Genomic DNA, 6568 nt, shown 5'->3' with positions numbered 1-6568 from the left:
TTGAGGTGGCCAATTACCTAATTTTCAGGGAAAAAGTGCCTAAATTCCCCCCCGATCACTGCCATATCCAGTACTTTTTAATTGACAAAAGGTCTAAAAGTCTTACCCAACAAGGTTTTTAGCTTTATTCAGCAAACCCTAAATAGCAGTTTCTTGCCATCTTTTCACTGTTTACTGATTACTGTTTACTGATCACTGATTACTGTTTACTGATCACTGTTTGAGGACGTTGTCGTAAGCTTTGGAAATAGAGGCCACCGATAAGCAGTAAAAAGAGGATATAAGCAACAATTTGACTGATATAGAGGTTTTGACGATAACCAAACAGAGATTTGAGGAGGAGTCCGGGGAAAGTGCGATCGCTCAAAATTTGGGAACCGTCCCAAACTTGAAAACCGAGAAGACAGGAGGAGGGGAGAGAAGGACAGAAATTTTGATAAAAAGGGTCAATTTCACTTAAAAGACTGATTCCTGCGTCGATATGTTTCAAAACACCGATGAGTAATCCCGCAACGATTAAGAGTAGGAAAGTCCCCATAATTTGGAAAAAGAGACGGATATTAATTTTTACTCCCCCTGCAAATAGGAGAATTCCCAACAAAGTTGCGACACTTAACCCCGCTATCGCACCGAAGGTTTGTAGCTGCCAATCTTTTTGGAATTGGGCCAGGATAAAGAGAACTGTTTCAAATCCCTCCCGCAAGACAGCGATAAAAACGAGCAGAAAAATCGCTTTTCCTGCCCCATTTTCCGATTTTAAACCCGCTTTTACCGCATTTTCTACCTCAGATTTCAAATATTTGGCCTGTTGAGTCATCCAAATTAACATCCAACTCAACATCAAAACGGCAATCAGTCCAAAAGTGGCGGCCAGTAATTCCTTGAGCATTGGTACGAATGGACTAGGAGAGGCATCCACTTGAAAAAGGATTCCCCCTAGCAAAATACCGACCAAAACACTAGCGACTACTCCGGCACCAATACCACGATACACCCATGAGTTAAGTTGCGATCGACCCGATTTTTGTAAACAAGCGAGGACAATTCCCACCACTAAAGCGGCCTCGAAACCTTCCCGGAGAGTGATAATAAAAGTGGGTAAAGCGGAACTGAGATTCATAAGCTAGTCGATAAACTCTAACTTTGATCCTAGCTTAAGCAAAATCCCGCAGCATCTTGCGAATTTCCAGATTGTGTAATTCTTCTTGTCCGATCATACCGCGAGCGAATTCTTCTAGGTAAATACTGGCATCTTCGACGGTTTCTAGGAGTGCTTTGTACAAATCAAGGGATTTTTTCTCATGATTGAGGCTCTCACTCAAGATTGCTTTGATATTATGTTCATAGCTTTCCTCGATTGGGGCAATTTTTAAGCTAGGATGACCTTCTAAACCGGTGAGAATTTCCCCAACTTGTTGCGCGTGGGTGAGGGACTCCGTGGCCTGAGTCTGGAAAAATTGGACGATGGGGATGCGATGGGGCCCTGTCACCATCAGGGAATAGTGGGTGTAACGGACAACTCCCGCTAGTTCAAATTCCATGATTTCGTTCAGTTGTTCGATGGTTTTGTCTCTGTCTAGTTCTCGCATAAGATTCTCAATAATTTGTCTCTCATTGCAATTGTAGCTAATCCAGACTGGCTAAATAAATCTTAAAACCTTGTTGGCTAATATCTTTAGGCTTTTTTGCCGTCAAAAAAGTGCCAGATATTGGAGCAATCGGGGGGAAATTTTAGGCACTTTTTCCCTGAAAATGCCTAAAACCCCACACCCCACAAAAAACCTTTTCAGCAAACCCTAGGTACTGAATCGAGGCGATCGAGTCAAAAGGATTTTAGCTGGGGGAATAGCAACTCAAGAGGTCATTAAAGGTTTCATTTTGCCTTAAACCATCGAAAACAAAGTTATTACGCGCTAATTCGCCGCAAATATCCGGTTCTATGTCTAGAGCTTCCCGTAAACAGTCGATCGCTTTTTGTTGTTGACCGAGGGCGGCATAACAGCAGGCGGAATTATACCACGCATAGCGATCATCTCGATCGATTTTTAACGATTCTTCATAACAGGCGATCGCTTCTGTTAAACGCTGTAATTCCTGTAGGATCACACCCTGTTGATACCAGGACCAGTAATCTTGCGGTCGGATATCGAGGGCGGTACGATAATTAAATAAAGCCTCTTGGGGATTGCCCCAATCCCGGAAAGCGTCGCCGCGACGATACCAGGCCCAATAATCCCGGGGTCGCGCCCCTAGGGCCAGATCATAGGAAGTGATAGCGCGTTCGTAATTTTTGAGCAATCGATAGGCCTCTCCTTGCCGGTAGGCTGCCCAATAGTCCCCCGGACTATGACTTAAGGCTCGTTGAAAACAAGCGATCGCTTTTTGGTAGTCCTTTAATTCTTGTAGATAAACACAACCTTGATCGTACCAAGCCCAATAGTTATCATCCTTTACCTGTGCGGCGTTAGCATAACTTTGAGCGGCTTCTTCATACATTCCCAAGTCTTCTAGTATCATACCCCTTTTGTACCATGCCCAATAATCATCTGGATAATATTCTAAGGCTTTTTCGTAGCTGATTAAGGCTCCAAAATAGTCCATTCTTTCTCTTAAAATATTGCCTTGGTCATACCAGTCCCGATAGGTATCTGGACGGCATTCGAGCGCTCGATAGACAGTAAATAGATAGGTCATAGTCATCAATCTCTAACAATTGCATCCGTCAGTCTTATCAGTTATCAGTTATCAGTGGGATTGTTCGGTGGGCAGTGGGGGAACTGGCGATCGCAATTGACCGCCATTCCTATTTATACTTTTAGAACAGGTCTAGATCCGTTAAAGCGCCGAGACTGCTAGAGGAGACTAACTTAGCGAATTTGCCGAGAATTCCCGTTTTATAGCGTGGGGGGTGCGGTTGCCAATTGGCACGACGACGGACTAATTCTTCCTCAGATACATTTAAACTCAAGAGACGCTGACGAGCATCAATAGTAATTTGATCCCCTTCCTCTACTAGAGCAATTGTACCACCTACTGCCGCTTCTGGAGCGACGTGACCGACCACCAGACCGTAGGTTCCCCCGGAAAAACGACCATCGGTAATTAATCCCACGGAATCCCCTAAACCGGCGCCGATAATTGCCGAAGTGGGGGCCAACATTTCCCGCATACCCGGTCCGCCTACTGGTCCCTCGTAACGGACAACCACCACATCCCCGGCTTTAATTTTTCCGGCTAAAATTGCCTCTAAACAGGTTTCTTCCGACTCAAACACCCTGGCGGGCCCGGTGATTACCGGAGTTTTCACGCCGCTAATTTTGGCCACGGACCCCTCTGTGGCCAGATTTCCTTTTAAAATGGCTAAATGACCCTCTTTATAGACAGGATTGCTAAAAGGACGGATAACGTCTTGGCCTGACGGCGGTTGGTCGGGAATATCGGCTAAAATCTCGGCGATAGTCTGACCGCTAATGGTGAGAGCATCCCCGTGCAGTAAACCATTAACCAGCAGAATTTTCATCACTTGGGGAATACCGCCGGCTTTATGTAGATCCACGGTAACGTAACGCCCGGAGGGTTTAAGATCGCAGATAACCGGTACACGCTGCCGGATAGTTTCAAAATCATCGATCGATAATTCTACCCCGATGGTGCGGGAAATGGCTAAAAGGTGCAGCACGGCGTTAGTGGAACCTCCCACCGCCATAATTACCGAAATAGCGTTTTCAAAGGCTTTACGGGTCAAAATTTGGCTAGGTAGAATCTGTTTTCTAATCGCCTCGACTAAAACCTTGGCCGATTCTTCAGTACTATCGGCTTTTTCCGCATCTTCGGCGGCCATGGTCGAGGAGTAGGGTAAACTCATCCCCATGGCTTCAAAAATGGAAGACATGGTATTAGCAGTAAACATTCCACCACAGGAACCGGCGCCGGGGCAAGCGTTGCGTTCGATTCCGATGAGGTCTTCTTCACTGATTTTACCGGCGCTGTACTGTCCCACGGCTTCAAAGGAACTGACTACGGTTAAATCGCAATCTTTGTAGCGCCCCGGTTTAATCGTGCCACCATAGACGAAAATAGCGGGAATATTCATCCGGGCCATGGCAATCATTGCTCCTGGCATATTTTTGTCACAACCCCCGATAGCGAGGACTCCATCGAGACTTTGACCATTACAGACGGTTTCAATGGAATCGGCGATTACTTCCCTAGAAACGAGAGAATATTTCATCCCTTCTGTTCCCATGGAAATTCCGTCACTAATGGTAATAGTCCCGAAAAGTTGCGGCATTCCCCCCGCTAATCTGGTTCCTGCTTCGGCACGCATTGCTAAATCATTAATTCCCATGTTACAGGGGGTAATGGTGCTAAATCCGTTAGCGATGCCGATGATTGGTTTGCTAAAGTCCTCATCCCCAAAACCTACCGCTCTTAACATGGCCCGATTAGGACTGCGTTGGGTACCTTGGGTAACAATGCGACTTCTGTAGTTATCTGCCATAACTTTATCTTTCTCCAATGGCGGCTGATGTGTGCGATCGCTGCTCAAGTTCTCCAATCGCACCTTTATTTCTATTTTCTGACTTTTGGCCGCTCTGAGCAGGTTTTAGGACAGCCCATCTCTAAAGAAAATATAAAACTGCGGGATTATTCAGGGGACAGGAGGCAGCCATCAGGAATCAGCAGTCATACTAAATCCGTTGAGTATAGGCTACTTATGAGGACAGGCACTCATGCAAAAGGGGGAATAAATAATCAGTTTTTAATAACTGGATTTAGTATAAAAAGTATCGGAGGGGGGGAAGCGCCAGAACTGCAAAAGAGCAAGTTTGAGCATTTGTACTAAAATTTCCTCTGGGCAGTTTCAATGCAGTACAGCTTATCGGTAAAAGCATCCATAATTAGGGTTTGCTGAATAAATCAATTGGCTGCCGTGGGGAGCATGGCACAAGGGGAGAAGGAGATTGTTTGAAGGTGGAACAAGACGCAATCGCCAATGCAGATGCAAGGGGTGCCAGGTTTGCGCCTTGGGAATATCACGGTTATTCAACCAGACATAATATTAGGCTGTTCATCTGGGAAAGAAAAGGATTAATTTAGTAATACACCGAGTCATCAGAACGTTTGTAGAAATTGTAGGATGGCTTGATGCCCAATAGGGTTGGTAAACCATCAGCATCAATACAAAAGCAGATTGTCCCATTTTTTTGTAAATGGTAAGCTTCCGCAACAAAGGTTAGTTTGAAACCCGCAGCCGTTGTTACCGTTAAAATTGTTGGTTCATTTTTGCTTAACAGTTCTTCATAAGATTTTTGTTCATACTCTTTACCAATCTTATCGATTTCTTGTCGGAGAATTTGATAATTACGAATGAGTGTCTGTCTTTGTTCCTTGCTTAAAGGAAGTAATTCAGCTAGTTTCATTGACTTTTCCTAATGAAAAAAACAAGAGTTCATCTAAAGGTAACTTGTTAACGGATAAATCATTAATATTATTCAATTTATTAGTGATTTTAATTGCAGGAAAACGTCTAAGTTCATCTGACCAGTATGTTAATATTCCCACTTCTCCATAAACATAGATTTGTGCCAGCCAAGATAAAAAATCTCTCAGGATAGCATCAGACATAAAATAAAATCCCCAATCTATTACATAATAGCGATCACCGATATTATCTGGTAAATTTAAATTAACATCTGGATGTTTCTGAAATTCTGACAAGCTATATAGAGCATAATTAGACAGACCGCAATTAGAAATATTTGCCGCCTCAGCTTCCGCCAGCCATGAATCTAGCTTTTGCCCAAAATGCTTTTCAATTCGCAAGATTTTTGAGGGGATTAATAAGCAAAATTTAGCACTCATGGTTGTTGACTTTTACCTAACCGTAAGAATGGGACACTTGAAAACAAATTTTAGATGTCTGTGGGTGATAGTAAAACAAGAGATATTCAAAATTAGTAGTATTATTAATATTTAATACTGATGGTCTTCCAGTTATTCCATAAACATCAGTTACAGATGCAAATGGTTGTTGGTAACTACAACCTTCTTCTTGTTTCCAAAAATTTACCTGATAGGAAGGAAGTAATGTAAATTTTAACGGTGAACCCCAGAAGCAATTTGTTAAGCATAATGTAAAATTTAGCATTAATCAATCACCGTCACTTTCTTCATTAGACCTCGACCTAATATTATCTTAAGACCAAAAGTCTTTCTAGTTAAGGAATCTATCCGAATAAAAATTATTTTAATTGCCTCATATTTTTTCAGTAAAATTGAATTAGAAACGATAGATATACATTTTGGCTATCGAACTATTTATTTAGTACACAGATCAAAAGCAAGCTATGACTGGGTTATAATTTTTGGAGATGTCTATTTAGTATTTCCTGGGACTGTTAACAATTCTGGCGCTTGCACTTGATGGCTAATCCTAGAGTTAATAATAGTCCCAAAAGAGTATCAGGTTCAGGAACTTTGGCCATATTGGTAAGCTTGATATTATCAACTAATAAAGCCGAATTGATAGTGTTATCTCCTCCCCCTGTCTTATCCACATCAACTA

The 6568-nt window shown here is 42.8% G+C and carries 7 protein-coding genes; all 7 read right to left on the bottom strand.

The window, feature by feature from the left end:
* Window positions 1-199: 199 nt before the first annotated feature.
* A complete protein-coding gene (locus tag IM322_RS08830) occupies window positions 200-1120 on the bottom strand; it encodes an FTR1 family iron permease (RefSeq protein ID WP_287673837.1) in 921 nt (306 codons plus the stop codon).
* Between the two features lie 34 nt (window positions 1121-1154).
* Window positions 1155-1589 carry a ferritin-like domain-containing protein gene (locus IM322_RS08825; RefSeq protein ID WP_002731529.1) on the bottom strand — a complete coding sequence of 145 codons (435 nt, stop codon included), beginning with the start codon at window positions 1587-1589 and terminating at the stop codon, window positions 1155-1157.
* A 244-nt stretch (window positions 1590-1833) separates the two neighbouring features.
* A complete protein-coding gene (locus IM322_RS08820; RefSeq protein ID WP_287673836.1) occupies window positions 1834-2694 on the bottom strand; it encodes a tetratricopeptide repeat protein in 861 nt (286 codons plus the stop codon).
* Between the two features lie 121 nt (window positions 2695-2815).
* Window positions 2816-4501: a dihydroxy-acid dehydratase gene (gene ilvD / locus IM322_RS08815; RefSeq protein ID WP_287673835.1), complete on the bottom strand. Its 1686-nt coding sequence runs from the start codon at window positions 4499-4501 to the stop codon at window positions 2816-2818.
* A 595-nt stretch (window positions 4502-5096) separates the two neighbouring features.
* A complete protein-coding gene (locus IM322_RS08810) occupies window positions 5097-5423 on the bottom strand; it encodes a hypothetical protein (protein ID WP_287673833.1) in 327 nt (108 codons plus the stop codon).
* A complete protein-coding gene (locus IM322_RS08805) occupies window positions 5410-5865 on the bottom strand; it encodes a hypothetical protein (protein WP_287673831.1) in 456 nt (151 codons plus the stop codon). The genes IM322_RS08810 and IM322_RS08805 overlap by 14 nt, the downstream gene beginning before the upstream one ends.
* Window positions 5866-6401: 536 nt before the next feature.
* Window positions 6402-6488: a PEP-CTERM sorting domain-containing protein gene (locus IM322_RS08800; RefSeq protein ID WP_287673842.1), complete on the bottom strand. Its 87-nt coding sequence runs from the start codon at window positions 6486-6488 to the stop codon at window positions 6402-6404.
* Between the last annotated feature and the right edge of the window lie 80 nt (window positions 6489-6568).

The organism is Microcystis sp. M109S1, from assembly GCF_020247025.1.
GTDB lineage: Bacteria > Cyanobacteriota > Cyanobacteriia > Cyanobacteriales > Microcystaceae > Microcystis.
Note: the sequence above shows the minus strand (reverse complement) of the source record. Positions and strands in the feature narration are given on the sequence as shown.

Excerpts from the sequence above, each read along its gene's own strand:
- IM322_RS08830 (WP_287673837.1), bottom strand. The coding sequence starts at position 1,120 with ATGAATCTCAGTTCCGCTTTACCCACTTTTATTATCACTCTCCGGGAA.
- IM322_RS08825 (WP_002731529.1), bottom strand. The coding sequence starts at position 1,589 with ATGCGAGAACTAGACAGAGACAAAACCATCGAACAACTGAACGAAATC.
- IM322_RS08820 (WP_287673836.1), bottom strand. The coding sequence starts at position 2,694 with ATGACCTATCTATTTACTGTCTATCGAGCGCTCGAATGCCGTCCAGAT.
- ilvD (WP_287673835.1), bottom strand. The coding sequence starts at position 4,501 with ATGGCAGATAACTACAGAAGTCGCATTGTTACCCAAGGTACCCAACGC.
- IM322_RS08810 (WP_287673833.1), bottom strand. The coding sequence starts at position 5,423 with ATGAAACTAGCTGAATTACTTCCTTTAAGCAAGGAACAAAGACAGACA.
- IM322_RS08805 (WP_287673831.1), bottom strand. The coding sequence starts at position 5,865 with ATGAGTGCTAAATTTTGCTTATTAATCCCCTCAAAAATCTTGCGAATT.
- IM322_RS08800 (WP_287673842.1), bottom strand. The coding sequence starts at position 6,488 with ATGGCCAAAGTTCCTGAACCTGATACTCTTTTGGGACTATTATTAACT.